Source organism: Plantibacter sp. M259, assembly GCF_006065115.1.
In the GTDB taxonomy this organism is placed as follows: Bacteria; Actinomycetota; Actinomycetes; order Actinomycetales; family Microbacteriaceae; genus Plantibacter; species Plantibacter auratus.
In genome coordinates this window covers 3,710,322-3,735,067 of sequence record NZ_CP040750.1, presented here as the reverse complement: position 1 = coordinate 3,735,067, position 24,746 = coordinate 3,710,322, and the positions used below count along the sequence as shown (strand labels likewise).

Below are 24,746 nucleotides of genomic sequence, written 5' to 3'. Positions count from 1 at the left end.
CTCGTCGGTTCGGCAGGCGGGTTCGGTTCAGCGCTGACAGTTCGGGCACCAGTACAGCTTGCGGGCGCCCATCTCCTCGAGGAGGATGTTCGTCCCGCAGACCCGGCACGGCAGTCCCTCCCGCTTGTAGACCCAGTGGCGATCGGCGCGGTTGGCCATCGCGAGGCGGTAGTCGGCCGCCGACAGGTCGTCCATCGTCATCATCTGTCCGGTCTCGACCCCGATCGCGAGCAACCGCGTCCAGTCGAGCCAGATCTCGCGAAGCGTCTCGACGGGGACCGTCTTCCCGGTGCGGTGCGGATCGAGACGGGCGCGGAACAACAGTTCTGCTCGGTAGACGTTGCCGATCCCGCTGATGATCTGCTGATCCATGAGGAGGAGACCGATCGGGGAACCCTTACGGTGTGCACGCGACACGAACCGCTCCCCCGCCTCCGCACTCGGGTCGAGCAGCGGATCCGGTCCGAGCCGATCGATGACGGCCTGCACCCCGGCGGCGTCGATCACCTCGCAGGCGGTCGGCCCGCGGAGGTCAGCCACGGTCGTCTCGGTCAACAGCCGCACGCGCACCTGACCCACCGGTTCGGGCGGGAACCGCTCGTCGATCTCGGCGAGTGGACTCGACTGCTCGGACATCCGGACCCTGGCCCGGCGCGGTGCACCGATGCTGTGCAGGGAGTTCTCCCCGTCCGCATCGTGGATCGGCGCATCGTCGTCCTCAAGCACCGTGCCGCGCTGGTTCGTCTGCCCCATGCGGCCGTTCGAGGCGGCGATGGTCGGGTCCGACCGGATCTCACCGGCGAAGTCCCACGCGCCGTACAGACCGAGGTGCACCCGCAACCACAGTCCGTCGTCGAACTCGAGGAACATCTGCTTGCCCACGGCCTTGGCATCGGTGACCGTCCGGCCGTCGAGCACGGCGGCACCCTCGGCGAAGCGCCCCTGGGGAGACGATACGGCGACCCGGTGTCCGACGAAGTTCTGAGCGAACTGTCGGGCGATGCGATGGACGGAGTGCCCCTCGGGCATGGTGACTCCTCACTCGGTGGGGGCGCGATCCGGCGCGCCGCGCGGTGGCGGTGGAGGACGCGTCAGGCGTCGACGTGCCTACCGGCGATGGTGCCGGTCGCCTCGAATTCGGCGAGCTGGGCGATCCGACGGGCGTGACGTTCCTCAAGGCTGAACGGCTCGGCGATGAACGCGTCGATGAAGGACACCGCCTCGTCGGTGCTGTGCTGGCGCGCACCGATCGAGATCACGTTGGCGTCGTTGTGCTGCCGCGCCAGCTGCGCCGTGCTGAGGTTCCAGACGAGCGCCGCGCGGACACCGACGACCTTGTTCGCGGCGATCTGCTCGCCGTTGCCCGAGCCGCCGAACACCACGCCGAGCGCGTCCACACCGGCCTGCTGGTCGCGCACGACCGCCTTCGCCGCGTTGATGCAGAACGCCGGGTAGTCGTCCAACGCGTCGTACTCGGCCGGGCCGTGGTCGACGACGTCATGACCGGCTGCGCGCAGGTGGTCCTGCAGGAACTGACTGAGCTCGAGACCGGCGTGATCGGTGGCGATGTGGATGCGCATGTGGAAAGTCTAGGGTTCCGGGCGCCGGCGTCGCGTCAGTCGAAGATCGGGTCCGCCGTGCGGCTGCGCTTCAGCTCGAAGAAGCCCGGGTAGGCGGCAGCGGCGACGACACCGTCCCACAGCGCGAGCGCCTGGTCGCCCTTCGGCGCCGGTGAGATGACGGGTCCGAAGAACGCCACGTCGTCGATCGCGATGACGGGGGTGCCGACGTCCTGACCGACCCGTCCGATGCCGTCGAAGTGGCTCTCGCGCATGGGCCCGTCGTAGGCGTCCGTCGTCGACACTTCGGCGAGCGCCGCAGGGAGCCCGGTCTCGGCGAGGGCTTCGGCGATCACGGCGTCGACGTCCTCCGCGCGTCCGCCGGGGTGGATCCGCGTCCCGAGCGCGTCGTAGAGGGGCTTGACGACCGCGTGTCCGTGTTCGGCTGCCGCAGCGGCGACGAGCCGCGTGTATCGGAGCGCCCGGGGGAAGAAGGCCCGGTAGTCGTCGCTGACGTCCTGGTCCTCGTTGAGGACGGCGAGGCTCATGATGTGCCAGTGGACGTCGAGGTTCCGGGCGTCGGTGACCTCGTCGACCCAACGCGAGGTCATCCAGGCCCACGGGCAGGAGGGGTCGAACCAGAAGTCGACGCGGGTGGTGTCTGCAGCTGTAGTCGTCATGCCGTCACCCTACGCGCCGATCCCCGTCGACTCCCCCGAAACGGACGGACGGCGGGTCTAGGCTGGTTGACCGTGCCGCGGTCGTCACGAGCGACCACGTGCAGTTCACACGTCACGTGTCCATCAACACCAGGGAGCAGTTGTGCCAGGAGAGAACCTCACCCGAGTCGAAGCCCAGGAGCGCAGGGCGCTCGTCGACACGTCGAGCTACGAGGTCGTGCTCGACCTCACGACCGGTCCCGAGGTGTTCCGCAGCACCACGACGGTCCGCTTCACCGGTGAACCGGGTGCTTCGACCTTCATCGACGCCATCACGCGCACCGTCCACTCCGTCACGCTGAACGGCGTCGAGCTCGACCCGACGACCGTCTCCGACGGCGTGCGCATCCAGCTCGACGGCCTCGCTGCGGAGAACGTACTCGTCGTCGACGCGGACGCCGAGTACACCAACACCGGTGAGGGCCTCCACCGCTTCGTCGACCCCGTCGACGGCGAGGTGTACCTGTACAGCCAGTTCGAGGTGCCGGACTCCCGTCGGGTGTTCGCGGTCTTCGAACAGCCCGATCTGAAGGCGACGTTCACCTTCACGATCACGGCGCCCGCGGCCTGGCAGGTCGTCAGCAACTCCCCCACGCCTGAGCCGGTACCGGCGCACGACGGCGCGGCGACTTGGAGCTTCGCACCCACGCAGCGCATCTCCTCCTACATCACCGCGATCGTGGCCGGCCCGTACGACGTGGTGCGCAGCGAGCTCACCTCGAGCGACGGCCGGACCATCCCGCTGGGCGTCTTCGCTCGCAAGAGCCTGGCGGAGTACCTCGACGCCGACTACATCTTCGAGAAGACGCGTCAGGGCTTCGCGTACTACGAGGAGAAGTTCGCGTACCCGTACCCGTTCGAGAAGTACGACCAGCTCTTCGTCCCCGAGTTCAACGCGGGCGCGATGGAGAACGCCGGCGCGGTGACCTTCACCGAGACCTACGTGTTCCGCTCGAAGGTGACCGACGCGATCAAGGAGCGCCGGGTCGTCACGATCCTGCACGAGCTCGCCCACATGTGGTTCGGCGACCTCGTCACCATGAAGTGGTGGAACGACCTGTGGTTGAACGAGTCGTTCGCTGAATGGGCTTCGACGATCGCCACCGCTGAGGCCACCGAGTGGACCGAGGCGTGGACGACGTTCAACGCGATGGAGAAGACCTGGGCCTACCGCCAGGACCAGCTGCCGTCGACGCACCCCATCGTCGCGACCATCAACGACCTCGAGGACGTCCAGGTCAACTTCGACGGCATCACCTACGCCAAGGGCGGCTCCGTCCTGAAGCAGCTCGCCGCCTGGGTGGGCATCGAGGCGTTCTTCGCCGGCGTCGGCAACTACTTCCGCAAGCACGAGTTCGGCAACACCGTGCTCGACGACCTGCTCGTCGAGCTCGAGGCGACGAGCGGCCGCGACCTCCGCGAGTGGTCGAAGCTGTGGCTCGAGACCGCCGGGGTCGGGACGTTGAGCCCGGAGTTCACGGTCGACGCCGACGGCGCGTTCACCGCGTTCGCCGTCCGTCAGACGGTCCCCGCGGACTACGACACGCTGCGTCCGCACCGCCTCGCCATCGGCCTGTACCGGCTGCAGGACGGCAAGCTCGTCCGCACGGAACGCGTCGAACTCGACGTCGACGGGGCGCTCACCGAGGTGCCGGAGCTCGTCGGTGAGACGCAGCCCGACCTGGTGCTGCTGAACGACGACGACCTCGCCTACGCGAAGATCCGCCTCGACGAGCGGTCGCTCGCGACGGCGATCGGCCACCTCTCCTCGATCGAGGACCCGCTCGCGCGCTCGCTGGTCTGGGGCGCTGCCTGGGACGCGACCCGCGACGCCGAGTCGAGCGCCTCCGACTACGTGGAGCTCGTCCTCGGGAACATCGCGACGGAAACCGAGTCGACGACCCTGCGCACGACGCTCGGCCAGCTCGGTCTGGCCGCGCGCAACTACGTCGCTCCGGAACGCCGCCTGGCGACCATCTCGCGGGTCGGCGACGCGCTCTGGACGCTCGCCCAGGAGGCGGAGGCCGGCTCCGACGCGCAGTTCCAGTTCGTGAAGTTCTTCGCCGCCCTCGCCTCGACCCCCGAGCACGGCGAGCACCTGCGTGCACTGCGCGACGGCTCCGCGGCACTCCCGGGCCTGGAGATCGACACCGACCTCCGCTGGGAGCTCCTCGAGGGCCTGGTCCTCCTCGGTCTCGCGGACGGTTCGGACATCGATGCGGCGCTCGCCGAGGACAACACGGCGAACGGCGCGCAGGCGGCCGCTCGTGCACGGGCGACGATCCCCACCGTCGAGGGCAAGCGTGCGGCGTTCGACTCGGTCGTCGAGCGCGACGACCAGCCGAACGCGATCGTCCGGAACGTCGGTCTCGGGTTCGGGCACGTCATCGATCCGGCCGTCCTGCAGCCGCTCGTCGAGCCGTACTTCGCCGCGCTCACAACGGTCTGGGAGTCGCGCAGCTACAAGATCGCCGAGTACATCGTCGAGGGACTCTACCCGGCGGCACTCGCCTCGACCGAGCTCCGCGACCGCACCCGCGCGTGGTTGGAAGCCAACGCCGACGTCCCGGCACTCCGACGCATGCTCGTCGAAGCGCTCGCCGGGGTCGAGCGGGCGCTCGCGGCACAGGCGCGGGACGCCGCGTGACCCACTCGGCCGGATAGCACTCCGGTACCAGGAACATCTGGCGAGAACCCCTCCACGGCACGACCCGCTGTGGAGGGGTTCTCCGTATCCTGGAGGGATGCGCGGCCCAGTGAACGACGACCGACCCTCAGGGTCGTCCTCGTCGTGACCGCTCGGAAGCCCTCCTCCGACCGGGACCGAGCCGCGACGGAAGCCGCATTGATGCTTCCGCGCCCACCCGGGGTCGTCCGACGCTGGTGGTCGAGGCATCCGTGGACCGCCGACTCGCTCATCGCCGCCGGGTACCTCCTCGTCGCGCTCTCCGTCAGCACCGTCGAGTGGTTCGACGTCGACCTGGCGGCCCAGCCCGGTCGCATCGCGCTCGCCGTCGCGATCGTGGGCATCACGACACTCGCCGTCCTGTTCAGGCGACGGCGGCCGCTCGCGATGACCGTGCTCGTCATCGCGGTCGGGCTCGTCTCGGTCGCACAGACGGTGGGCGTCGACGCATTCGCGGTGCCGATCCTGCTCTACTCCGTGGCCGTGTACCGGAGCGTCGCACTCGGCTGGCAGGCCTTCGCCACCGCCGCCGTGGTCGCCGTCCTCGCCCCCTTCCTGCCGTGGGCGGCGCCACACACACCAGGCGAGCCGGAACAGACGATCATCTCCGTCGTCCTCTTTGCGCTCTTCGGTCTGCTGATCGGGATCAACGTCGGCAATCGCAAGCGGTACGTCGAAGCCCTCGTCGATCGGGCGGCGCAGCTGGCCCGCGAGCGCGACCAGCAGGCTCAGCTCGCCGCCGTCGCCGAACGGACCCGCATCGCCCGCGAGATGCACGACATCGTCTCCCACAGTCTCACCGTCATCGTCGCCCTGAGCGAGGGTGCCCTGGCGACGAAGGACCCGACGGCGTCCCGGTCCGCCATGACCGCCGTCACCGACGCCGCCCGCAGCTCCCTCGTCGACATGCGACGCATGCTGGGCGTCCTCCGCGAGACCGGCAGCGCGCCCCTCGCTCCGCAACCCGACGCCGCGTCGATCCCCGCGCTCGTCGAGACCTTCCGCGGGCTCGGTCTGCCGGTCGCACTCACCGTCTCGGGGCCGTCGACGGACGACCCGTCGATCCTGCTCGCCGTGCACCGCATCACGCAGGAGGCACTCACGAACGCGCTGCGGTACTCGGAGCGGCCGAAGCGCGTCGACGTCGTCATCACCACCGACGACGAGCACCTCGAGCTCATCGTCGAGAACGACGGGTCCATTCCGGACGCGCCGTCGCTCGGCGCCGGCCAGGGGTTGCTGGGCCTCCGTGAACGCGTCGCATTCCAAGGGGGACGGGTCACCGCCGGAGCCGTCGGTGATCGGTTGTGGCGCGTCCACGCCGTCCTCCCGCTGGAGCCCCGCCCGACGAGAACGTCCCCGCCGACCACCGAACCACGAGGAACCACACCATGACCGACCCCGTCCGCATCCTGCTCGTCGACGACCAACAGCTCATCCGGCTCGGATTCGGTCTCGTGCTCGGCGCTGAGGACGATCTGGACGTGGTCGGTGAGGCTTCGAACGGCGCCGAGGCGATCGACCTCGCCGCCACCCTGCGGCCGGACGTGATCCTCATGGACGTCCGAATGCCGGGACTCGACGGGATCGAGGCGACCAGGAGGATCGTCGCCGCGAACCCCGACAGCCGCATCATCATCCTGACGACCTTCGACCTCGACGAGTACGCCTTCGGAGCGCTGCGGGCGGGCGCGAGCGGATTCCTCCTGAAGGACGCCCTGCCGAACGAGCTGACGTCCGCGATCCGCGCGGTCCATGCCGGCGACGCCGCCGTCTCGACCCGCGTCACGAAGCGGATGCTCGAGCTCTTCGCGACGGCCCTCCCCGGCACACCCAAGGCCGCCGAGGACGGCTCGGCAGCCGAACTCGCCGAGCTGACACCGCGAGAGCACGACATCCTCGTCGCCATGGCGGAGGGCCTGAGCAACGCGGAGATCGCTGCCCACTTCGTCCTCTCCGAGTCGACGGTGAAGACGCACGTCGGTCGCGTGCTCATGAAGCTGCAGCTGCGCGACCGCGTGCAGGCGGTCATCTTCGCCTACAAGCACGGACTCGTGCGTCCATGACCGTTCACGCAGGCACCGTCCGGCTCGCACTCGGGCGGCTCACACGGTTCACTCCGGGTCGCTCGATACACTGAGGTCCATATGAACTGGGATGAGATCTGGCCTGACGTGACCGCCTTCCTCTGGACGGCGGGGTGGAAGATCATCGGCGTGGTGGTCGTGATCGGCCTGGCGTTCGCCGCCGCATGGGTGCTCCGATTCGTCATCCGACGCGTCGTCGGCCGCATCGTGAGCGGCGTCAAGAAGAGCGCCGACGTCACCGACACGCAATCGCTGCTCGCCTCGCCGCTCGCCGCCGTCCGACTCGTCCAACGCACGCGGACCCTCGGTACCGTGCTCAGCAACATCGTCAACGTCACCATCGTCATCGTCGCGGCCATCCTGGTGGTCAACGTCATCGACTCGAGCATCATCGGCTCCTTCGCCCTGCTGACGGCCGCGGTCGGTGCCGGTCTCGGTTTCGGCGCGCAGAACATCGTCAAGGACATCCTGAACGGCCTCTTCATGGTGGTCGAGGACCAACTGGGCGTGGGCGACGTGGTCGACCTCGGACCCGCCACCGGCGTCGTCGAGACCGTCGGCATCCGGATCACCCAGGTACGCGACGTCAACGGCACGCTCTGGTTCGTCCGCAATGGCGAGATCCTGCGGGTCGGCAACATGTCGCAGGGCTGGTCGCGGGTCATCATCGACCTGGCGATCCCCTACGACACCGACGTCGAGGCCGTCCAGGAGCGCATGCTCGACACGGCGAACGAACTCGCCCACGACCCCAAGTGGCGCTCCCGCATCCTCGAGAAGCCCGAGCTGTGGGGTCTCGAGTCGATCTCGGGCGACGCACTCGTCATCCGCCTGGTGATCAAGACGCGCACGAGTGCCAAGGACGACGTGGCTCGCGAACTGCGGATGCGGTTGAAGCGGGCCGTCGACGAGATGGACGTCAAACTGCCGTCGCTCAACAGCATCGTCCTCTCAGGCTTCGAGGGTGCCGCAAGCGTGACCGGCTCGCGTCCCCCGCGCACCCACCCGACCACGGTGGTCCCGCCACGGGCGCCGAAGACCAAGCGACCCCCGAGAGGGCAGCAGTGACCGACTCCCAGGCACCAGGCATGTCCTTCTACGAGCAGGTCGGCGGACACGCCACCTTCAAGGCCCTCGTCGACGAGTTCTACCGCGGCGTGGCCGGCGACCCCGTCCTGAAACCGATGTACCCCGAGGAGGACCTCGGTCCGGCGGCCGACCGGCTGATGCTCTTCCTCGAGCAGTACTGGGGCGGGCCCGGCACCTACAGCGCCGAACGGGGCCACCCGCGTCTCCGGCTCCGGCACCAGCCCTTCCACGTGAACCCCGACGCTCGCGACCGCTGGCTGCTGCACATGCGCGCCGCCGTCGACAGCCTCGACCTCGCGCCTGTGCACGAGGCGACGCTCTGGGACTACCTCGAGCGGGCAGCCCACGCCATGGTCAACACCTTCGACGAGGATCCCGGGGCACCGCGCCGCAGTCTCCTCTGATTCCGGCCGCACGGTCCTAGGATCGGACGCACGTCCGTGCCGAAGGAGTCAGCAGATGCCAGCAGCCGTCCCTCCCAACCCGTCCGCCGATCGAACCGAGGCCGACGCGATCGTGATCGGCAGCGGGCTGGCGGGGCTCGTCGCGGCCGCAGAGCTCATCGACGCCGGCAAGCGGGTCATCCTGCTCGAACAGGAGCCGGAGTCGAACCTCGGTGGCCAGGCGCACTGGTCGTTCGGCGGCCTGTTCCTGGTCGACTCCCCCGAGCAGCGCCACCTCGGCGTCCGTGATTCGCTCGAGCTCGCGACCCAGGACTGGTTCGGCGCAGCAGCGTTCGACCGTCCCGAGGACCACTGGCCCAAGCGATGGGCAGAGGCGTACCTCGATTTCGCCGCTGGCGAGAAGCGCGCCTGGCTCCACGAGCAGGGCGTGCGGTTCTTCCCGGTCGTCGGCTGGGCGGAACGGGGCGGTTACGGCGCCATCGGCCACGGCAACTCCGTGCCCCGCTTCCACATCACCTGGGGCACCGGACCCGGGGTCGTCGCGCCCTTCGTCCGACGGGTGAACGCCGGCGTCGAGGACGGCACGGTGTCGGCTCACTTCCGGCACCGCGTGGACGAACTGCTCACCGAGGACGGCGCGGTCGTGGGCGTCCGCGGCTCCGTGCTCGCCCCGTCGCATGCAGAGCGCGGGGCTCCGAGCTCACGCGAGATCGTCGGCGAGTTCTCGTGCAGGGCGCCCGCGGTGCTCGTCGCGAGCGGTGGCATCGGAGGGAACCACGACCTCGTCCGCGAACAGTGGCCGGCCCGGCTCGGGACGCCGCCGACGACCATGCTCTCCGGTGTCCCCGCGCACGTCGACGGACGCATGCTGGCGATCAGCGAGCGCGCGGGCGGGCATCTCATCAACGGCGACCGGATGTGGCACTACGTCGAAGGCATCACCAACTGGGATCCGATCTGGCCGCAGCACGGCATCAGGATCCTGCCGGGGCCGTCGTCGCTCTGGTTCGACGCGACCGGGAAGCGGCTCCCGGTGCCGCTCTTCCCGGGCTTCGACACGCTCGGCACCCTCGCGCACCTGCGTGCCACCGGCCACGACCACAGCTGGTTCGTGCTGACCCAGCGGATCATCGAGAAGGAGTTCGCACTGTCGGGGAGCGAGCAGAACCCCGACCTCACCGGGAAGGACCTCGGGCTGCTCGCGAAGCGCATCGGCCCGGGTGCGCCCGGGCCGATCGAGGCGTTCAAGGAACACGGCGCGGACTTCGTCGTCGCCGACACGCTCACCGAGCTGGTCGCAGGGATGCAGGAGCTCAGCCCGGAGACGCCCATCGACGCGGCGAACGTCATCGCCGAAGTGGAGGCCCGCGATCGCGAGATCGACAACCCGTTCACGAAGGACCTGCAGATCACGGCGCTCCGCGGTGCCCGCTCCTACCGGGGCGACAAACTCATCCGCGTCGCCGCACCGCACCGGCTCCTCGATCCGAAGGCCGGACCGCTCATCGCGGTGAAGCTGCATGTGCTGACCCGCAAGAGCCTCGGCGGGCTCGAGACCGACCTCGCGAGTCGGGTCCTCGGCCCGGACGGGAACCCGGTGCCCGGCCTCTACGCCGCCGGTGAGGCGGCTGGCTTCGGCGGTGGAGGGATCCACGGCTACCGCGCGCTCGAAGGGACCTTCCTCGGCGGGTGTCTGTTCAGCGGACGGACCGCCGGCCGCGCGATGGCAGGCGCCTGAGGATCAGGACACGGCGCCCGCGAGCACATGCCCGCGTCGGGTGCTCAAGCGGACCCATCCACCTGAGCGGAAGACGGCCGCGCGCTCCGGCTCGGCGATGAACCCGAGGCCCACCGCGGCGAACGCCGCTCCGGTCGGGAGTCCGTGGCCGTCGCCGAGCGGCCGGGACCACACCTGCGACCGCACCTTCTGGACGATCTGATCGCCCACCGCCGTGGGGAGCGTCTCGGCGATCTCAGTGGCCCCTGTCCTCGCGACGAGTTCGAGCTCGATGGTGTCCACGTCGCCTGCACGTTCCCAGCCGCCACGGGGCGGTGCCTGTCCGACCCACGGGGCCGTCCTCGTGGACGGCGGCAGCTCGAGCGGCACGGTCTCGCGGGCATCCGCGACCAGGTCCTCGGCAGCGACGCCGCCGAGCGTGCGGACGATGCGGTCGATGAGTTCACGCGGGGTCGCGAGCACGTCGGCCGTGGCGGGTTCGGCGAGAGCGAAGGTGCGCATCCCGATGATCGTCGGACTCCGATCGAGTAGACCCTGCGGGTGCAGCACCGGGGCGGAGACCGCCAGCACGTCCCCGGCAGCGAGGAGTCGCACACCGGAATCGTCGATCCGGGCGGCGCGTGCGAGGAAGGTTCGGAGGTCGGCGAGCGAGGTGGCGTCGAGGAGCTGCAAGGTGGTGGACATCTCCCCTCAATCTACGCCACCGCCGTGTGCGCTCCCGTACCGCGTCGCCAGGGCCTGGATAGACTCGGCGGGTCGGGTCGGGCATCGACGACCGAGCCTCGACCCCCGGATGAAAGGCGTGTTCGCGTGAAGGAACCGATCCACTCCCTGCTCACCGCACTCGACCTCAGTGCTCCCGGTGTCCGGACCGACGAGGACATCTTCACCGGTCCGTCGCAATGGATGCCGCAGGGGCGGGTCTTCGGTGGTCAGGTGCTCGCCCAGTCCGTCGTCGCCGCGACCCGCACCGTCGACGCCGAGCGCATCATCCACTCGATGCACGGGTACTTCCTCCGACCGGGCGACGTCGACCTGCCGATCACCTTCGCGGTCGACCGCATCCACGACGGACGCTCCTTCGCCACCCGGCGCACCCAGGCCTACCAGAACGGAGTGCCGATCCTCTCGATGATCGCGTCCTTCCAGACCCAGGACGAGGGCCCGGAGCATCAGATCGAGTTGCCCGACGGGATCCCCGCCCCGGAGACGCTCCCGTCAGCCGCCGAGCTCCTCAGCGGTATCGACCACCCGGCGGCCGAGGCGTGGGCGACGGGACGCCCCTTCGACCTCCGACACGTCGGCTCCCCCGTCTACCTCCGGGTGGAGGGCGAGCGGACCACCCGGCAAGCGGTGTGGTTCAAGACGATCGAGGACCTGCCCGACGACCCGGCGCTGCACCGTGCCGCGCTCGCCTACGCGAGTGACTACACGATCCTGGAGCCGGTGCTCCGTCGTCACGGCGTCCCGTGGGCCACCCCGGGCATCAAGATCGCCAGTCTCGACCACGCCATGTGGTGGCACCGACCCGCCCGCGTCGACGAGTGGCTGCTCTACCTGCAGGATTCCCCGAGCGCCACCGGCGGACGAGGTCTGTCCCTCGGGCGCATCTACGATCGGGCGGGTCGCCTCGTCGCGAGCGTCGCCCAGGAGGGCATGGTGCGGTTCCCGACGCCTCGGTGACCGGCGTCGCTCAGCGCCGCGAGAACTCGATCGGTTCCTCGAGGAACGGCTCCCAAGCGGCACGTTCGACGTCTGAGATCCGGCGCGGCTTGAGCGTCTTGGCGTCCACCATGACGACCGTCGTGGAGGCTCGGGCGTACAGCGTCTGCGATGCCCCGCCGAGCGGCGAGTAGACCTCGTACGCGACCTGCAGGCTGGCTCCGCCGATCTTGCCCATCCAGAGCTGGACGTCGAGAGGATCGCGTTGGTACGGGATCGGGGCAAGGTACTCGATCTCCTGGTGCGCCACGAGCGTCAGCGTCTCGGCCTCGAGGCTCGCGTCGATGACCGCGGTCGGCGGGACGTCCTCCGACGCCAGCGTCGGGATCCAGAAGACGCGGACGCGCGCCTCCTCCAGCAGCTTGAGCATCGAGGCGTTGTTGACGTGGTTGAAGGCGTCGAGGTCGCCCCACCGCAGCGGGATCGGCACGTGGAGTCTGGTCATTGCTGGGCCCTCCGTGGGTCGGGGACGTACGGGTCGTGAACGGACGACGGCCCACCGGCGGAAGCCGATGGGCCGTTCGCACGAGTCCTAGTCACGCGTGAGCTTGCGGTACGCGGAGCGGCGCGGCTTGGCCGCGTCCGGTCCGAGGCGCTTGATCTTGTCCTCTTCGTAGGACTCGAAGTTTCCCTCGAACCAGTGCCAGTTCGACGGGTTCTCCTCGGTGCCCTCGTACGACAGGATGTGCGTCGCGATGCGGTCGAGGAACCACCGGTCGTGGGTGATGACCACGGCACAACCCGGGAACTCGAGGAGCGCGTTCTCGAGGCTCGAGAGCGTCTCGACGTCGAGGTCGTTGGTCGGTTCGTCGAGCAGCAGGAGGTTACCGCCCTGCTTGAGCGTCAGTGCGAGGTTCAGGCGGTTCCGCTCACCACCGGAGAGGACGCCGGCCTTCTTCTGCTGGTCCGGCCCCTTGAACCCGAAGGTCGACACGTAGGCGCGGGACGGGATCTCCTGGTTGCCGACCTGGATGTAGTCGAGCCCCTCGGACACGACCTCCCAGAGCGTCTTGTTGGGGTCGATGCCCCCGCGGGACTGGTCGACGTAGGAGAGCTTCACGGTCTCGCCGACCTTGAGTTCGCCTGCGTCGAGCGGCTCGATGCCGACGATGGTCTTGAACAGCGTGGTCTTACCGACACCGTTCGGGCCGATGATGCCGACGATGCCGTTGCGCGGGAGGCTGAAGGAGAGGTCGTTGATGAGGACACGTCCGTCGAAGCCCTTCTCGAGCTTCTTGGCCTCGAGGACCGTCGAGCCGAGTCGCGGACCGGCGGGGATCTGGATCTCCTCGAAGTCGAGCTTCCTGGTGCGCTCGGCCTCCGTCGCCATCTCCTCGTAGCGAGCGAGACGAGCCTTCGACTTCGCCTGGCGGCCCTTCGCGTTGCTGCGGACCCACTCGAGTTCGCTCGCGAGGCGCTTGGCGAGCTTCGCGTCCTTCTTGCCCTGGACGTTGAGACGCTCGCCCTTCTTCTCGAGGTAGGTGGAGTAGTTGCCCTCGTAGGGGTACAGGCGACCGCGGTCGACCTCACAGATCCACTCTGCGACGTGGTCGAGGAAGTACCGGTCGTGGGTGACGGCGAGCACGGCGCCCGCGTACTGGGCGAGGTGCTGCTCGAGCCAGAGCACGCTCTCGGCGTCGAGGTGGTTGGTGGGCTCGTCGAGGAGCAGGAGGTCGGGCTTCTGCAGGAGGAGCTTGCAGAGCGCGACGCGACGCTTCTCACCACCGGAGAGGTGGGCGACCGTGGCGTCGGAGGGCGGGCAGCGCAGGGCGTCCATCGCCTGCTCGAGCTGCGAGTCGAGGTCCCAGGCGTCAGCGGCGTCGATCGCCTCCTGCAGCACGCCCATCTCGGCGAGCAGGGCGTCGAAGTCGGCGTCGGGCTCGGCCATCGCGAGCGAGATCTCGTTGAAGCGGTCGATCTTGCCCTTGATCTCGCCGACGCCCTCCTGGACGTTCTCGAGCACCGTCTTGTCCTCGTCGAGTTCCGGCTCCTGCATGAGGATGCCGACGCTGAAGCCCGGCGTGAGCTTCGCCTCGCCGTTCGAGGGGGTGTCGATCCCCGCCATGATCTTCAGGATCGTGGACTTACCGGCACCGTTCGGGCCGACGACGCCGATCTTCGCTCCGGGCAGGAACGCCATCGTCACGTCGTCGAGGATGAGCTTGTCGCCGACCGCCTTGCGGGCGCGGACCATCGAGTAAATGTATTCAGCCATGTCGCCGTCCAGTCTACGGGCGGACCCTCCGTTTGCGCTGCACGAGGACGCCCGCGATGACGGCCGCCGCCGCGATCGCGCAACTCGTCGTGACCTCGAGGAGCCGGGCGGGTCCGCCGAAGAACATCGACACCAGCAGCGCGACGAGCGCGACGACGACCACGACCGTGAGCCACGGGTGTCCCCACATGCGGATCCCGCCGATGCGGTCGCCACGCTCAGACGCGGAGACCTGGTCGAACCGTCGGCTGCGCAGCTGGGCCACGGCGATCACGATCCACACGAAGATCGCGATCGCGCCGGTGGAGTTGACGAGGAACGTGAAGACCTCGTCCGGTGCGAGGTAGTTCAACAGGACGCACACGAGCCCGATGACGGCCGAGCACAGGATCGCGACCGCCGGCGTGCCGCGTCGCGTCGTCGCGCGCACCGCTCGCGGCGCCTCCCCGCGGCCGCCGAGGGAGAACAGCATGCGCGACGCCGTGTACAGGGAGGCGTTGAGCGTCGACAGCAGGGCTGTGAAGACGATGATGTCCATCGCCACCCCGGCACCGGGGATCCCGGCGGCGTGCAGCATGGTGACGAAGGGACTGATCCCCGGTGTGATCTCCGTCCACGGCACCACGATGAGGACGACCAGGATCGAGCCGATGTAGAACAGCAGGATCCGCCAGACGACCGAGTTCACCGCTCGCCGGACGGCACCCTTCGGGTCCACCGATTCTCCTGCCGCGATCGTGGCGACCTCGGCGCCGAACATCGAGAAGATGATCGGCAGCAGCGCCGCCAGGACGCCGCCGATGCCGAACGGCAGGAAGCCCCCGTCGGTCGGGGCGAGGTTGGCGACGGTCGCCGTCTCGGTCGGGATGACGCCGACGATGATGAGCGATCCGAGCGCGATGAACAGGACGACCGCCATGATCTTGATCGATGAGAACCAGAACTCGAATTCACCGAACGACTTCACCGAGACGAGGTTGGCGGCGAGGAAGGCGACGGTGATCACGAGCGCAGGGATCCACTGCGGGAGACCGGGCACCCACTGGCTGACGATCTGCGCTGCTGCCGTCGCCTCGATGCCGACGACCACGACCCAGAACCACCAGTAGAGCCACCCGATCGCGAGACCGGCCCAGGGGCCGATGAATCGCGAGGCGTAGGCGGAGAACGAACCGGTCTCGGGCGACGCGGAGGCCATCTCCCCCAGCATGCGCATGACGAGCACCACGACCACGCCGGCCAGGGCGTACGCGAGGATCACGCCGGGCCCCGCTGCGAGGATCGCCGTGCTCGACGCCACGAGGAGCCCGGCGCCGATCATGCCACCGAGGGCGATCAGCGCCAGGTGACGAGGCTCGAGTGTGTGCGCCAACGCCGTCGGCGCCACGGCCAGACGTTTGTCGGCCAGGAAGACGGCCTCGGTGGCAGGTTCCCCGCCAGGTGATGGGTTGGCGGTCATGCAGGCCCTCGATTCCGGATCGAGCCACCCAGGAGGTGGCGATATCTGAAATGTCAGGTTATGGCATGCCCACGGCTTGCACCACCCCGGGAGTGATCGGCGGCTCTACCAGTCGATCGCGCGGGTGACTCCGATGAGGCATCGCCCGGTGTCGAGCTGCGACACCACCGACGAGTGGTACCCCGTCGCCGGCCCGTTCTGCCCGAGGATGCACTGCCCTTGCCACCGGATGGCGAACTGGATCGAGTCGGCCGGCTCGCCGATGCTCGTCGTGTCCGAGGAGACTTCCATCTCCGCCTTCGGGAAGCCGGCGGCGACGAGACCATCGATGATCGCCTGGCCGCCAGCGGCGGGATTCGCGGCAAGCGTGGCGGCGTTCACGGCGTCGAAGAACGGCAGGTTGTCGGTGGCGGTGCCCTCGGGGAGCAGCACCGGCGCCGCTGGAGCCGTCTCAGTGGCGGTCGGCGTCTGACTTGGTGTGGCCGTCGGCTCGGGAGCGGGCTGGGTGCAGCCGGTCACGGCGATGCCGAGCAGGCCGAGCACCACGCCGACCCGGACGCCGGCGATCGACGAGCGACGACGGATCGAGGTCACGGCTGAGACGGGGCGATCGCGGAGGCTCTTCTGCACGTCGAGCAGTCTACGCGGCGCGTCAGAACGGCGTGTCCTGCGGCGGCCCCGGCGCCCACTCCCCGGTTCCGGTTCCGGTCGACTCGGATGCGGCGGATGTCGGGGACGCCGCCGCTCCGACCGGCGACTCACCGGACCCCTTCGGCTGCCAGCCGATGTCGGGCCCGATGTGATCGGCCTCGATGTCGACCGACGTCCCTCGTCGCTCACCCTGCTCCCAGTCGCGGATCCGCAACCGACCGAGCACGATGACGCGCTGTCCTTTGACGAGTGATGTGGCGGAGGCGGTCGCCAGTCCACGGAAGGCGCTCACCGTGTACCAGTTGGTCTCCTGCGCGACCCAGGAACCCTGTTTCTGGTCGTACCGACGTTGCTGCGACGCCAGGCGGAAACTGGTGATGTCCAGCCCGGACGTCGTGCGATGGTGCTTGGGGTCTGTCGCGACGTGTCCGCAGACGGTGATCTGGTCGTTCATGGGTTCCTCTCCTGTCGGTCCGACGATCCTGGCGGTGGATCGCGGAAGCGTCCGGGGCGGGTCCGTGCCGATCGCCACCCCGGACGCGCTGCCAGCCTCACCGATCCCGGAGGCCCTGTGTCGAGCCGGGCGGCCCTCGTCGATGTCCACAACCGCGCACCTCGCTGTGGAGGACCCTCGCTCCACTCTGACCAGGGCTGATGTCGGTGGCCCCGCATACGCTGACGAGTACCAGCCGGCAGTCCCGGTCCGGCATCGCCCCACCAGCGCACGAGGAGTCCCATGCCCAACGCCCTGAGCATCCGTCCCGGCTACTGGCGCGTGACGACCCCCGACGGCCGCGTGCTCGGCAACATCGAGGCCGTCGGAGCGGACGGCGTCCCGGAGTACCGGGCCAACCGGTTCCGACCGGCGGTCCTCGGGTACGCCCCACTGGGCAGCTTCAGCGATCTCGCGGTCGCCATCGACGCCTTCCGCAACTGAGCGACGACCCTCCCGCCGTTCCATCGAACCCGGTGCGTCGCCCGTGTTCACGCCCGAACGAGGGGTAGTCTGCGGCCCATGCAGTGGTGGAATGACTTCGTAGAGTGGGTGACCTCAGCTGAGGTCCGCCCCATGCTGTTCGCTGCGGCCCTCTTCATCGTGGCCGTCGTGGTGTCCTCCCTCGTCGCCGCCGGCGCAAGCCGTCGCGCGCTGCGAGCCATCGTGGACCAACGCGACCGAGAGCAGAAGAACGTCGCGATCCTGGCGCTCGTCGACGCCGCCACCGAGGCCAGCGTCTGGAACTCGCTCACCCCGCAGGAGCAGGTGCTCAGCGATCGGGCCGTCGCCCAGGCCGACACCCTCGTGCGACTCAGCCCGATCAAGGGTGCGGCCGTCGCCGCGGACTGGGCGAATCACCAGCTCCACGAGATGAAGCGCAACTCCGCGACGTTCGGGTACGAGTTGGACCCGGTGGTCGAGGACTTCCGCGACCGCCTCGTCGAGTGGTCGAAGAAGCCGGTACGGGCCCGGAAGGACTTCGACGGCGACCTCCGTCGCTGGCGCGCCGAGTCCAGCGGATCGGAACAGGCGCTCGTCGCGGAGCAGGAGTCCTGGGTCGCCAAGCAGCACCACGAGCAATACGCCGAGGTGAAGCCCGCGTCCACCGCGCCCGCTTCACGGCCCGGTGACATCACCCGTTCGACGGGTGGCACGATCAACACCAGCACGACGCAGCGCATCATCGACGACGTTGCGGTCCTGGAAGCCGAACGCAAGCAGTCCAGCGTCAGCTGACCACCGAGACCGACAGACGGCGGCCCGATCATCCGATCGGGCCGCCGTCTGCGTATCAGGGGTTCGTGGTCAGCGCCACCAGGTGTCGAACTTGCTCACCGGGACCTGTCGCTTGTGCTCCGTCGCCGCGTACCGGGCCTCGATCGCTTCGGCCGCCACCGGATCGATCTCGCTCCCCTCGAGGAAGTCGTCGATCTGCTGGTAGCTGAGCCCGAGGTTCTCCTCATCGGTCTGGCCGGGGGTCCCGTCGAGGAGATCGGCGGTCGGGGCCTTCAGGTACAGGCGTTCCGGAGCGTCGAGCGACTCCAGAAGCGCCCGCCCTTGACGCTTCGTCAGGCCGCTGAGCGGGAGCACGTCGGCCCCGCCGTCGCCGAACTTCGTGAAGAACCCGGTGACCGCCTCGGCCGCGTGGTCCGTCCCGACCACCAGGAGCCCCTGCTGTCCGGCGATCGCGTATTGCGCGACCATCCGTGCCCGCGCCTTCGCGTTGCCCTTGACGAAGTCGCTGAGGGGTTCACCGGTCGCATCCGCGTACTCGGCTTCGAACCCGTCGACCGCACGCTGGATGTTGAACACGACGGAGTCGTCCGGGCGGATGAACGACAGCGCCAGCTGGGCGTCGTCCTCGTCGTGCTGCACGGCGTACGGCAGACGGACGGCGACGAACCGGGCCTCGCCACCCTCGGCTCGGACCTCTTCCGCTGCGAGCTGGCACAGGCGTCCGGCGAGCGACGAGTCCTGTCCCCCGCTGATCCCGAGCACGAACCCCTTCGTGTGCGTCGCCCGCAGGTACGACTTCAGGAAGTCGATCCGGGAACGGACCTCGGCCGCCGGGTCGATCGTGGGGCTGACATGGAGTTCCGCAATAATGCGGGCCTGGATCTCGCGCATGTCCCCAGGCTACTCGCTCACCGGAGGCGCACCCGGAACTCCGAGGCACTTGCAACACACCGGAAACACGGCTCGGTAGGCCAGGCGGGTCTCAGGCCCAGCCGAGCTCGTGCAGCCGCTCGTCGTCGATGCCGTAGAAGTGCGCGATCTCGTGGACCAGGGTGGTGTGGATCTCGTCGGCGAGCTCGTCGAGGGTCTCGCACGCCGCCAGATGCGGCTCGCGGTAGACGATGATCCGGTCGGGCATCTCGCCGAAGCCGTAGCGGTCGCGCTCCGTCAGGGCGACGCCGTCGTACAGCCCGAGCGTGTCGAGCGTGCCGTTCTCAGGGCGGTCCTCGACGACGAAGACGAGGTTGTCGAGACCGTCGACCATCTCGTCGGGCAAGCGGTCGAGTTCGTCCACCACGAGGGCTTCGAACGCCTCGGTGTCCAGCTCCAACATGCCCGCTCCCCGGATACGACAGAAGCCGGAGGGATCCTCCGGCTTCTGTACGACATGGGGTGAGTAACGGGGCTTGAACCCGCGACCTCCTGGACCACAACCAGGCGCTCTGCCAACTGAGCTATACCCACCATGCGACCTGCTCCGCGGAGACCGCGTCACAAGCGACTGGACGAGTCTATTACATGTTTGGGGCGTACCGTGACACGACCGCTTCCGAAACCTGCTTCGCGTCGTCGGACGACGGGCCGGGGAGGTCGACGAACAACGCTCCGCGGTAGTAAGCGAGCTCACGGATCGACTCGAGGATGTCCGCCAGTGCGCGGTGTCCGCCGTGCTTCGACGGGGCATTGAAGTAGACCCGTGGGTACCACCGACGGGCCAGTTCCTTAATGGAGGAGACGTCGACGTTGCGGTAGTGCAGGTGGGCGTCGAGCCGCGGCATGTACCGCGCGAGGAATCCTCGGTCGGTCCCGATGGTGTTCCCGGCCAGCGGCGCCTTCGACTCGTCGGGCACGAAGCGCTGGATGTACTCGATCACCTGGAACTCGGCGTCCGCGACGCTCACGCCGTTCGGGATCTCCTCAAGCAGCCCCGAGGTGCGGTGCATGTTCGTCACGAACTCACCCATGTTGTCGAGTGCCGACTGGTCGGGCTTGATCACGACGGAGTAACCCGGGTCGAGGATGTTCAGTTCGAAGTCGGTGATCACGACGGCGATCTCGACGAGTTCGTCGACCTCCAGCTCGAGTCCGGTCATCTCGCAGTCGATCCAGACCAGACGGTCCCCAGCTGTGCTCATGGGTCGAGTCTACTCAGCACGACCGACGCCGCCGGTTCCGTAGACTCGAGCGGTGATCATCGCCATCTCCGTCCTGCTGCTCGTCAACGGTGTCTACAACGTCGTCGTCTGGCCCCGCTTCCTCAAGCGGATCGTCGCCGACCCGCGTGCCCGCGACGATCAGGGACGTGCGACGACGTTCCTGCGCGTCCACGTCATCCTCATCAGCATCGCCCTCGTCCTCGCAGCCCTGTCGCTCGTCTTCGGAGTCCTCGGCCTCCTCGGCGTCGGCGCCTGAGACACCGCTGCGGTATCCTGGACGACGCCCGCCTCCGTAGCTCAGGGGATAGAGCAGGAGCCTTCTAATCTCTTGGTCGCAGGTTCGAATCCTGCCGGGGGCACACCCACCCTTCGACAAGCTCAGGGACCGAACCTCAGCCCTGACCCTTCGACAAGCTCAGGGACCGATAACAGGACCCTGACCCTTCGACAAGCTCAGGGACCGATAACAGGACCCTGACCCTTCGACAAGCTCGGGGACCGAGATCACGGTCGGTCTCAGGAACGGAGCCAGGGGCTCCAGCGTTCGGTGTGGTCGCGCCGCAGGACTTCGAGGACGAGCGTGGCGACCTGGTCCGGCGCGCCGGTCGCCTCGATTCGGAGACCGGCGTCGAGGTCGGGCCGCTCCCGCTCGATGAACGTGTCCTCCTGGAGGGTCCATCCCGCGAGCCAGTCGACACCGTCACCGCGCCCGATGAGGCGGTCGGTGCGCTGCACCACCGGCGCGTCGAGCCACAGCACCGTGTCGGCGCACACCCGCGACGACCGCGACGATGACCCGCAACCCTCGACGATGAGTGGACGGTCGCTCGGCACGAGGTGTGCCTCCGCACGGGCGGACCGTTCCCAGTCCCAGCGCCGCCACTCCCCCGCGCGCCGCTCGGCGAACGGCTTCAGTATCCACTCGACGAGGAGTCGAGCACCCTCGTCGAGCCCCTCCCACCCCGGATACAAGTCGTCCATGTGGACGACCGTGCTGGCCGTCAACGCGGACGCCACCGAGGAGGCGAGCGTCGTCTTCCCCGTGCCCGACCGTCCGTCGATGAGCAGGACCGGCGGAACCGCGCTCACTGGCCCACGACCCGGAACGTACCGGCGAGGACCGCCGTGGACAGCGCGAGGGCCATGATCACGATCGTCACCAGGACGGCAATGAGGTCGGCCCGGCCCAGGCGGGACGGTCTGGCCCAGGTGCGTTCGATCGGTGCCCCGAACCCCCGCGCCTCCATCGCCGTCGCGAGTTTGCTCCCGCGGCGGATGGCGAACACCAGCAGTACGAACGCCATGGATGCGAACCGCCGGACCACTCCCCGGTCCCCCAGCCCACGGGCACGACGGGCGAGCGCGAGACTGCGCCAGTCGTCGATGAAGAGTCCGAGCATCCGCGCTCCAGCGAGGATCCCGAGCACGAACCGCGACGGCAGCTTCGCGATCTGGGACAAGCCGTCGGCCAGATCGGTCGGATCGACCCGCGCGAAGAGCAGGATCGTCGGGAGACCGAGCGCCAACACGCGGATCGTCACGGCAACCGCCAGCTCGATCGAGTTGTCCGTCACCCGGACGAACCCGAGCGACAGGTACTCCGTCCCTCCCGGCTTCGCGTACAACAGCATGCTAATCCCGCCGATGGGCGCGAAGACGAGCACCGGCAGGGCCCGCTTCAGCAACGCCGTGAACCGCAGGCCGGAGAGCGGGAACAGCATCACCTCGAGCAACACCGCCGTGCTCGCGCTCACCCAGTCGATCGTCAGCAGCAACGGGACGGACAGGATGAGGACGGCCAGCACCTTCGTCACCGGGTTCACGCGGTCGAGCGGCGGTCGACGGTGCAGCACCGTCGAGCGCTCCGCTGCCGTGAGGCTCGTCATGCGGCCCGCCTCCCGAGTTCCAGCGGTTCGAGGAGGATGCGATGGTCGCCCAGATGTTCGACGACCCCCGCGTCATGCGTGACGGAGACGATCGTCGCGCCGCGCTCGAGCTCGTGCTGCAGCAGGCGGACGAGCGACAACCACGTGCGTCGATCCTGCCCGAACGTCGGTTCGTCGAGGACCATGACCGCCGGTCGGGCGGCGAGGACGGTGGCGACCGACAACCGGCGCTTCTGACCGCCAGACAGACTGAACGGGTTCGCCTCGGCGAGACGACCGAGACCGAGCGCCTCGAGGATCTCGGAGACCCGCTCGTCGATGGCGGTCCGGGACCAGCGGAGCGCCTGCAGGCCGACGCCGAGCTCGTTCCGCACGGTCGACGAGACGAACTGGTGCTCGGGATCTTGGAAGACCGTCCCGATGCGCGTGAGCAACTCGGTGGACTTCCAGCGGATCGGCCGAGGCCCCAGCCTGCCGGCGAGCTGCGGAGCGGCGGTCACCGTCCCCGTGATCTCCGACAGCAGTCCCGCCAGCGTGAGCGCGAGCGTGGACTTCCCCGCGCCGTTGGGGCCGACGATGACGGTCGCCGCGCCCTCGGGCACCGCGAGGCGCAGGTGCTCCTGCACCGGCTGGGCGCGCGTCCGACCGACCGCCAGGTCGTCGGTCGTGAGGACCGCCGCTGATGGGCCGGACACCGGGCGAGGGGCCAACCCCAGCGGGATGCCCGGCACCCAGACGCCCGCATCGGCCAGGCGCTGCCCGACGTCGTCGAGGACGAGGTCGGGTGGCCCGTCGGCGAGGACACCGCCGTCGGCGTCGAGCACGACGACCCTGGTCATCAGCTCGCGCCAGATGTCGACGCGGTGTTCGATGACGACCAGGGTGGACGAACCGTCATCGACCAACCGAGCGACGGCGTCCCGCACCTCGGCCACCCCGGCCGGGTCGAGGTTCGCGGTCGGTTCGTCGAGCAGGAGGAGCGAGGGGTGCATGGCGAGTACGCCGGCGAGGGCCAGCCGCTGTTTCTGACCACCGGACAGCGCCGAGGTCGAGTGGTCCAGTGGCAGGTCCAGTCCGACGGCCTCCAGCGAGGCGTCCACGCGGCGCCAGATCTCCTCGCGCTCGACGCCGAGGTTCTCGCAGCCGAAGGCGACGTCGTCGCCGACCTTGGACAGGATCACCTGCGAGTCGGGATCCTGCAGGACGAGCCCGATGCGACCCCTCGCTCGTTCAGGCGGAACGCCGTCCACGAGGAGCGAGCCGTGGGACTCCCCCTCGTCCGCACCGCCGAGGACGCCGGCCAGTGCGTGGATCAGCGTCGACTTGCCGGCGCCGGACGCCCCCAGGAGGAGGACCCGTTCGCCCGGTTCGATCACGAGGTCGAGGTCGCGCACCGCCCAGGCCTTCCGACCGGCATGACGCCACCCCCAGTCCCGCGCGACGATGCGCGCCGGACCGGTCGCAGCCGCTCCCGGCACGATCAGACCTCGCGCCGAGCGTCCCGCCCCGACGCGAACCGACTGAGCGCTCCGGTCGACGCGAGTGCCCTGACGAGTGCCCAGCCGACGACACCGGCGAGGATCGCGCCCGAGACGAGCAGCGAACCGAGGTAGATCGCGTTGAACTCGACACCCTTCTCGAGGTTGCCCGACATCACGAGCTCGAGGAGCCACGCGCCGGCCCCGGCGCCGGCCCCGGCGAGGATCGCCGGAACGAGGCCGAAGCGCTTGTACGCGAGCGCCGCGAACATCAGCTCGGCCCCCAGGCCCTGAGCGAGGCCGGAGTACACCGTCGTGACGCCCCATGCGTTGCCGATGAGGGCGGAGACGATCGCACCGATGGTCTCGACGAGCAGTGCTGCGCCGGGCTTCCGGATGATGAGTCCGCCGAGCACCCCGCCGAGAAGCCAGATCCCGACGGCGATCCCGCCGAAACCGGGCGTGACGGCGCTGGCACCCGCGTACCAGAGTGATCCGAGCGTGTTCCACGCCCAGAAGATGAGGCCGGTCGCGACGCCGAGCACGGCGACCACGACGATGTCGACGACCCTCCAGCGCAAGGTCCGCGACGCAGCGCGTTCAGAGGGTGAGATCTTGGTCGATGCTGACACGATACGTGCCCTTCCTGTAGACGGAAAAGAGCACGGGATAGCGAGAAATGGTCTCCCTGCGCTGGCATGATCCAGATCAGGTTCGACGGTCGAAGGCGAATACCTTCCTCTCAGCCCGGTTCACCGGACTCCCGTGGTGGCACGAGTCTAACCCCTGCCGTGCGCAGTCGCACGACAGGGGTTCGACGGAGAGGGCTACTTCTTGAGGGCCTTGATGAGGCCGGCCAGAGCCTTGCCGCTCACCCAGATGAACGGGATCGCGACGGCGATGAGCGAGATGAGGTTCGGGTCGAAACGGAGACCCTCGTCGGTCTTGATGTAGGCACCGACCGGGATCGAGACGCCACCGCCGCCACCGCCGCTCGGGGCGTCGTCGCCGTCGCCCTCGGAGCCGCCGCCGAAGCCGTAGTACGTCAGCGCGACGGGCACGAGCTTCGTGCCGTCGACGTCCTGCTGCTCCCCGTAGGCTGCGGACACGCCGAGCCCCTTCGCCTGTTCTGCCAGCTTCTCCACGAGATTCGTCATACCGCGAG

At 68.9% G+C, this 24,746-nt stretch carries 27 protein-coding genes, 2 tRNA genes and 1 riboswitch; of the genes, 11 read left to right on the top strand and 18 right to left on the bottom strand.

Annotation, left to right across the window (positions count from 1 at the left end; translation table 11 throughout):
* Nucleotides 1-27: 27 nt before the first annotated feature.
* The 3 genes from FGL15_RS17480 to FGL15_RS17470 form a co-directional block, all read right to left on the bottom strand.
* Nucleotides 28-1,029 (bottom strand): Fpg/Nei family DNA glycosylase, encoded by a 1,002-nt coding sequence (locus FGL15_RS17480; protein WP_138946870.1) that lies wholly within the window; start codon nt 1,027-1,029, stop codon nt 28-30.
* A 62-nt stretch (nt 1,030-1,091) separates the two neighbouring features.
* Entirely contained in the window at nt 1,092-1,580 is a 489-nt protein-coding gene (locus FGL15_RS17475) for a ribose-5-phosphate isomerase (RefSeq protein ID WP_138946869.1), read from the bottom strand.
* Nucleotides 1,581-1,615: 35 nt separating this feature from the next.
* The gene (locus FGL15_RS17470; protein ID WP_138946868.1) at nt 1,616-2,239 is read right to left on the bottom strand and encodes a DsbA family protein; all 624 of its coding nucleotides are present in this window, start codon (nt 2,237-2,239) and stop codon (nt 1,616-1,618) included.
* Between the two features lie 142 nt (nt 2,240-2,381).
* Here FGL15_RS17470 and pepN point away from each other — a divergent pair, with 142 nt between their 5' ends.
* The 6 genes from pepN (at nt 2,382) to FGL15_RS17440 (ending at nt 10,282) form a co-directional block, all read left to right on the top strand.
* Complete coding sequence (pepN, locus tag FGL15_RS17465) at nt 2,382-4,925, top strand: aminopeptidase N (RefSeq protein ID WP_138946867.1); 2,544 nt, start codon at nt 2,382-2,384, stop codon at nt 4,923-4,925.
* Between the two features lie 201 nt (nt 4,926-5,126).
* Nucleotides 5,127-6,359, top strand: coding sequence for a sensor histidine kinase (locus FGL15_RS17460; protein ID WP_138946866.1), 1,233 nt, complete (start codon nt 5,127-5,129; stop codon nt 6,357-6,359).
* A complete protein-coding gene (locus FGL15_RS17455) occupies nt 6,356-7,030 on the top strand; it encodes a response regulator transcription factor (protein WP_138946865.1) in 675 nt (224 codons plus the stop codon). Before FGL15_RS17460 ends, FGL15_RS17455 begins: the two co-directional genes overlap by 4 nt.
* A gap of 81 nt (nt 7,031-7,111) precedes the next feature.
* Complete coding sequence (locus FGL15_RS17450) at nt 7,112-8,119, top strand: mechanosensitive ion channel family protein (protein WP_079705699.1); 1,008 nt, start codon at nt 7,112-7,114, stop codon at nt 8,117-8,119.
* 20 nt (nt 8,120-8,139) lie between these two features.
* Nucleotides 8,140-8,544: a globin gene (locus tag FGL15_RS17445; protein WP_079705698.1), complete on the top strand. Its 405-nt coding sequence runs from the start codon at nt 8,140-8,142 to the stop codon at nt 8,542-8,544.
* Between the two features lie 55 nt (nt 8,545-8,599).
* Nucleotides 8,600-10,282 carry an FAD-binding dehydrogenase gene (locus tag FGL15_RS17440; RefSeq protein WP_138946864.1) on the top strand — a complete coding sequence of 561 codons (1,683 nt, stop codon included), beginning with the start codon at nt 8,600-8,602 and terminating at the stop codon, nt 10,280-10,282.
* Nucleotides 10,283-10,285: 3 nt separating this feature from the next.
* Here the strand turns inward: FGL15_RS17440 and FGL15_RS17435 are convergent, their stop codons facing one another.
* Nucleotides 10,286-10,966, bottom strand: coding sequence for a hypothetical protein (locus tag FGL15_RS17435; protein ID WP_138946863.1), 681 nt, complete (start codon nt 10,964-10,966; stop codon nt 10,286-10,288).
* A 126-nt stretch (nt 10,967-11,092) separates the two neighbouring features.
* On the opposite strand from FGL15_RS17435, the gene FGL15_RS17430 reads away from it, so the two are divergent.
* A complete protein-coding gene (locus tag FGL15_RS17430) occupies nt 11,093-11,965 on the top strand; it encodes an acyl-CoA thioesterase II (RefSeq protein ID WP_240773597.1) in 873 nt (290 codons plus the stop codon).
* A 10-nt stretch (nt 11,966-11,975) separates the two neighbouring features.
* Here FGL15_RS17430 and FGL15_RS17425 read toward each other — a convergent pair whose 3' ends face one another.
* The 5 genes from FGL15_RS17425 to FGL15_RS17405 all read right to left on the bottom strand — a co-directional run bounded on the left by FGL15_RS17425 (nt 11,976) and on the right by FGL15_RS17405 (nt 16,783).
* Nucleotides 11,976-12,449 carry a thioesterase family protein gene (locus FGL15_RS17425; protein ID WP_138946862.1) on the bottom strand — a complete coding sequence of 158 codons (474 nt, stop codon included), beginning with the start codon at nt 12,447-12,449 and terminating at the stop codon, nt 11,976-11,978.
* Nucleotides 12,450-12,536: 87 nt separating this feature from the next.
* Nucleotides 12,537-14,219, bottom strand: a complete 1,683-nt coding sequence (gene ettA / locus FGL15_RS17420; protein ID WP_138946861.1) for an energy-dependent translational throttle protein EttA — start codon at nt 14,217-14,219, stop codon at nt 12,537-12,539.
* A gap of 13 nt (nt 14,220-14,232) precedes the next feature.
* Nucleotides 14,233-15,678 carry an amino acid permease gene (locus tag FGL15_RS17415; protein WP_138946860.1) on the bottom strand — a complete coding sequence of 482 codons (1,446 nt, stop codon included), beginning with the start codon at nt 15,676-15,678 and terminating at the stop codon, nt 14,233-14,235.
* Between the two features lie 105 nt (nt 15,679-15,783).
* Nucleotides 15,784-16,308, bottom strand: coding sequence for a hypothetical protein (locus tag FGL15_RS17410; RefSeq protein ID WP_240773596.1), 525 nt, complete (start codon nt 16,306-16,308; stop codon nt 15,784-15,786).
* Between the two features lie 22 nt (nt 16,309-16,330).
* Complete coding sequence (locus FGL15_RS17405; protein WP_138946859.1) at nt 16,331-16,783, bottom strand: single-stranded DNA-binding protein; 453 nt, start codon at nt 16,781-16,783, stop codon at nt 16,331-16,333.
* Nucleotides 16,784-17,065: 282 nt separating this feature from the next.
* Here FGL15_RS17405 and FGL15_RS17400 point away from each other — a divergent pair, with 282 nt between their 5' ends.
* On the top strand, nt 17,066-17,266 hold the full coding sequence (locus FGL15_RS17400) for a hypothetical protein (RefSeq protein WP_064295136.1): 201 nt from the start codon (nt 17,066-17,068) through the stop codon (nt 17,264-17,266).
* A gap of 132 nt (nt 17,267-17,398) precedes the next feature.
* On the top strand, nt 17,399-18,061 hold the full coding sequence (locus FGL15_RS17395; protein ID WP_138946858.1) for a hypothetical protein: 663 nt from the start codon (nt 17,399-17,401) through the stop codon (nt 18,059-18,061).
* Between the two features lie 69 nt (nt 18,062-18,130).
* Here the strand turns inward: FGL15_RS17395 and nadE are convergent, their stop codons facing one another.
* The 4 genes from nadE to orn form a co-directional block, all read right to left on the bottom strand.
* Entirely contained in the window at nt 18,131-18,952 is an 822-nt protein-coding gene (gene nadE / locus FGL15_RS17390) for an ammonia-dependent NAD(+) synthetase (RefSeq protein WP_085510661.1), read from the bottom strand.
* A gap of 91 nt (nt 18,953-19,043) precedes the next feature.
* Nucleotides 19,044-19,394, bottom strand: coding sequence for a metallopeptidase family protein (locus tag FGL15_RS17385; RefSeq protein ID WP_079705689.1), 351 nt, complete (start codon nt 19,392-19,394; stop codon nt 19,044-19,046).
* 55 nt (nt 19,395-19,449) lie between these two features.
* Nucleotides 19,450-19,525, bottom strand: a tRNA-His gene (locus FGL15_RS17380).
* A gap of 50 nt (nt 19,526-19,575) precedes the next feature.
* On the bottom strand, nt 19,576-20,196 hold the full coding sequence (gene orn, locus FGL15_RS17375) for an oligoribonuclease (RefSeq protein ID WP_064295132.1): 621 nt from the start codon (nt 20,194-20,196) through the stop codon (nt 19,576-19,578).
* Between the two features lie 52 nt (nt 20,197-20,248).
* Between orn and FGL15_RS17370 the strand changes: the two genes are divergently transcribed.
* A complete protein-coding gene (locus FGL15_RS17370; RefSeq protein ID WP_064295131.1) occupies nt 20,249-20,473 on the top strand; it encodes an SCO4848 family membrane protein in 225 nt (74 codons plus the stop codon).
* Between the two features lie 30 nt (nt 20,474-20,503).
* Nucleotides 20,504-20,576 (top strand) — tRNA-Arg (locus FGL15_RS17365).
* 157 nt (nt 20,577-20,733) lie between these two features.
* Here the strand turns inward: FGL15_RS17365 and FGL15_RS17360 are convergent.
* The 5 genes from FGL15_RS17360 to FGL15_RS17340 all read right to left on the bottom strand — a co-directional run bounded on the left by FGL15_RS17360 (nt 20,734) and on the right by FGL15_RS17340 (nt 24,738).
* On the bottom strand, nt 20,734-21,306 hold the full coding sequence (locus FGL15_RS17360) for a hypothetical protein (protein ID WP_138946857.1): 573 nt from the start codon (nt 21,304-21,306) through the stop codon (nt 20,734-20,736).
* A complete protein-coding gene (locus FGL15_RS17355) occupies nt 21,303-22,103 on the bottom strand; it encodes an energy-coupling factor transporter transmembrane protein EcfT (protein ID WP_138946856.1) in 801 nt (266 codons plus the stop codon). The genes FGL15_RS17360 and FGL15_RS17355 overlap by 4 nt, the downstream gene beginning before the upstream one ends.
* Nucleotides 22,100-23,581 carry an ABC transporter ATP-binding protein gene (locus tag FGL15_RS17350; RefSeq protein WP_305037119.1) on the bottom strand — a complete coding sequence of 494 codons (1,482 nt, stop codon included), beginning with the start codon at nt 23,579-23,581 and terminating at the stop codon, nt 22,100-22,102. Before FGL15_RS17350 ends, FGL15_RS17355 begins: the two co-directional genes overlap by 4 nt.
* A 2-nt stretch (nt 23,582-23,583) precedes the next feature.
* The gene (locus tag FGL15_RS21110) at nt 23,584-24,213 is read right to left on the bottom strand and encodes an ECF transporter S component (RefSeq protein WP_138946854.1); all 630 of its coding nucleotides are present in this window, start codon (nt 24,211-24,213) and stop codon (nt 23,584-23,586) included.
* Nucleotides 24,214-24,249: 36 nt separating this feature from the next.
* A riboswitch (TPP riboswitch) is annotated at nt 24,250-24,358 on the bottom strand.
* A gap of 50 nt (nt 24,359-24,408) precedes the next feature.
* On the bottom strand, nt 24,409-24,738 hold the full coding sequence (locus FGL15_RS17340) for a hypothetical protein (protein ID WP_079705686.1): 330 nt from the start codon (nt 24,736-24,738) through the stop codon (nt 24,409-24,411).
* Nucleotides 24,739-24,746 lie beyond the last annotated feature (8 nt).